Consider the following 3,556-nt stretch of genomic DNA (forward strand, 5'->3'; position numbering starts at 1 on the left):
TACGTTGTTGTCCGATAAATTTCATGAACTAGGTTGTCCGAATATATCGGCGGATTCGTGGTGAATAAAATGGGACAATAATAAATGACGAGTGAATAAAGACCAAATAACATCAAGTGACATACAAAGTGGTACTCTGCAATGACAGCATAAAAAATTAAAATCATTGCCGTTAAAAAAGAATATGCTTAGATAGAAAATATGATTAGTGGATATAACCAATTAAATGTTTATCCATAAATGATGTTTTTTCGTAATTGACTGATATGAAAATAAAAATATAGATGTCGTCTTGAAAATGTCATGATCATTTTCACTTTATGAGATAGATCACGAAAAATTATTTTTAGAAATGGGTTTTTATTTGTTTAATGAAAAGAAGTGAAAATGAATGATGTATTTGCATGGTATATATAAACTTCATCCATTAATTAGAATGAAAAATAAATATTGTGATGGAATAAGATAAATCTCAAATGGAGGAAATCATTGGGTATTGGGTATATCAATTAATATTGAGGATTGAGTCAATACAACTAACTCAACTTTGTTAGATAATTTCTTGGATTTCAAAGGGCAGTTTTCTGCCCTATAGTGATAATAACTTATTTTCCCATTGCTCTATAATTTCTCGCTTTTCTTTCAGATAGTCGTAGCGATCATAGTGTTTAGTTGAGACTCCGGGTTTTTTATGATTCTGCAGTCTATCTCTCATTTCAGAACTGATCCCCATCTCTCCTGCAAGCGTTTTAAAGGTTCTCCTGATATCTCTTGGTGTAAATTTCTCAAAATCATAGCGAACGCAAAATTTTCGGATCTGCTTGGCATATTCAGCTGTGAGCAAATGACCTTCTTTAGTATTTCCGGGAAATAAAAATTCTGAATCTGGGTATTGTTTAGCTTGGCATTTTAATATTTCTGTTGCAGTTTCACATAAGGGAATTACGTGATAATCACTGTTTTTTGAAATATGAGGCGGCACGGTCAGCGTGTTATTCTTTTTATCCCAGTTATCTTTTGTATTGGTCATTATTTCCCAGGGGCGTTGTCCAGCAGTGAAAATACAAAGCAATATTAACCGGCCATAATCAGGATGGATTGGGTATACTGTCGACGAAACACGAAACAGTTTTAGAATCTCTTCCATTTCATCCCATGATAGAAATCTGTCCAACGCTTTATCTGCCCCTTTTTGGCGTGGAACGATGGTCACGGGATTCCGGTCAAGGCCATAAATAACCTTCTCGTTCAGTTTGGCTGGATCATTGTCAGCGAATAATCCGAAGTTAAATACAGCATGAAGATTTGCACGAACCTTATTTGAACCAGCAACAGCACCGCGTGAGATAAATTCAGCTAATATCCTTTTAATGTGGTCTGGGGTAATATCTTTTGCTGGCGTATTTCTATCAATATGCTGGCTATCTAATACCTGATTTAACCTGTACTGAGTTTTGTCATAAGATCTCTTGTCACGGCGTTTTTGGTCAGCAATATAGTCATTGAATAACTGTTCAATTGTGGCGTGATTTATGATGGGCTGATTAGGAGAGGATAATTGTTCTTGGGCTTTTTGAGCTTTTGACGCGGCTTCAGCCAGAGTAAGTGTAGGATAATCACCTAATGTCAGGAATTTTCTTGAACCATTAAGATGGTACTTATAGACAAAGACCTTTCTACCTGAGGGATAAATTTTTAACCCTAATCTACCTGTTCCACGAGTGGCAGATGCCTGCCAAACATAGTAAGCCTGATCTTTAGGTTTGATGCCTTTTATCTTGCTATCGGTAAGTAGTAATCCAGCCATAATTAAGGGTGCTCTAATGGGTGTCTTAGTGGTGAAATAGTATGACATAAGATGACACCATTCAATATGTTAAATTTATTTAAAATCAATAATATGAAATAAAATGAAATGGATGGAAATCACTTAAAATCATAAAAAATTGCCCTTCTAAGCCGTAGGTCACAGGTTCGAATCCTGTAGGGCGTACCATCCACTCATATCTTAACGTCTTCCAAAGTCCACAAAACCCCAATAAATACGCGCTGTTAGCCTTTTCCCATTCTCCCATAGTCTACTAAGGTATGTTGAAATCCACAGATCTCTGGGGGCATAATTGGGGGCATTGTTAGGTTCAATCAAGTGAGATACCCCCAAATCCAGATAAAGCGGTGGGGTACTGCAAAGCCGAAAGAAAAACCTTATAAGCTTACAGATGATGGCGGACTATACCTATTGGTTAACCTTAATGGCGCTCGCTATTGGCGGTTGAAGTATCGGATCGCAGGCAAAGAAAAATTACTCGCACTGGGGGTATATCCTGATATCTCCCTCGCAGAAGCAAGAACCAAAAGAAATGAAGCACGGCGGACACTATCAGATGGCAATGATCCGATAGAGGAAAAGAAAGCTGAAAAGGCAGCCAAAGCATTTGCGGTCAGTAATAGTTTTGAATCCATCGCCATTGAGTGGCACGAGCATAAACGCCCCAACTGGTCAAAAGGGTATGCCGAAGACATTCTGGAATATCTGAAAAAAGATATCTTCCCGTATATTGGTAAACGTGCCGTTACAGAGATTAAACCCGCCGAAATGCTGGCTGTGCTCCGAAAAATGGAGCAACGCGGTGTTTTGGATAAATTGAAAAAAACCAGACAGGCCTGTCGGCAAATATTCACCTATGCCGTGATTACCGGACGGGCTGAGTTCAACCCCGTTACCGATCTTGCCAGCGCACTTAAGGCACCGAAGCAAAAACATTTCCCACATCTTTTAGCCGACCAAATGAATGAATTCCTCATCGCCTTGACGGGCTATAGCGGAAGCGAAGTGACCCAATCCGCGACACGTTTACTGATGCTTACTGGTGTGCGTACCATCGAATTGAGAGAATCAGAATGGACTGAATTCGATTTCGATAAGGATATCTGGCAGATACCTGCTGAGCGAATGAAAATGCGCCGTCCTCACATCGTTCCGCTATCAAATCAGGTTAAAGCCATTCTTATCAAACTGCACTCTATTACAGGACGTGGGAAATACGTTTTCCCCGGACGTAATGATGCGGGGAAACCGATGAGCGAGGCCGCCATTAATCAGGTTATTAAACGCATTGGTTATGATGGCAGGGCAACCGGCCACGGCTTCCGCCACACCATGAGTACTATCTTGCATGAACAAGGCTATAACACGGCTTGGATTGAAACTCAGCTTGCCCATGTTGATAAGAACAGCATCCGGGGAACCTACAACCACGCCCAGTATTTGGAGGGGCGCAGGGAAATGCTGCAATGGTATGCGGATCATATGGAGATGCTGGAACGCGGTGAAAATGTCTTGATCGGAAAATTTGGCAAAAGGGCGTAAAGATACGGTGATTTTTTATACTTTGTTGGCAGTGCCAACAAAGTGCTTTTTTTATACAGCGTATGAATGGTGATTTTGTAGACTGTGTTGGAGGCTCCAACAGTGACTAGTTTTCATACAACAGGGAATTAGAGAGCTGATACTTTCTATAAAACGATAAATCTTACAAATGGAAAAAACAATTAA

2 protein-coding genes are annotated in these 3,556 nt (G+C 39.8%); one reads left to right on the forward strand and one right to left on the reverse strand.

The window, feature by feature from the left end; all coding sequences use genetic code 11:
* Positions 1 to 589: 589 nt before the first annotated feature.
* Positions 590 to 1,807: a tyrosine-type recombinase/integrase gene (locus FE392_RS19320; protein ID WP_319931772.1), complete on the reverse strand. Its 1,218-nt coding sequence runs from the start codon at positions 1,805 to 1,807 to the stop codon at positions 590 to 592.
* 339 nt (positions 1,808 to 2,146) lie between these two features.
* On the opposite strand from FE392_RS19320, the gene FE392_RS19325 reads away from it, so the two are divergent.
* Positions 2,147 to 3,370, forward strand: a complete 1,224-nt coding sequence (locus FE392_RS19325; protein WP_319931773.1) for a tyrosine-type recombinase/integrase — start codon at positions 2,147 to 2,149, stop codon at positions 3,368 to 3,370.
* The last annotated feature ends 186 nt before the right edge of the window (positions 3,371 to 3,556 follow it).

Origin of the sequence: Xenorhabdus santafensis (assembly GCF_033949405.1) — a bacterium.
GTDB lineage: Bacteria > Pseudomonadota > Gammaproteobacteria > Enterobacterales > Enterobacteriaceae > Xenorhabdus > Xenorhabdus santafensis.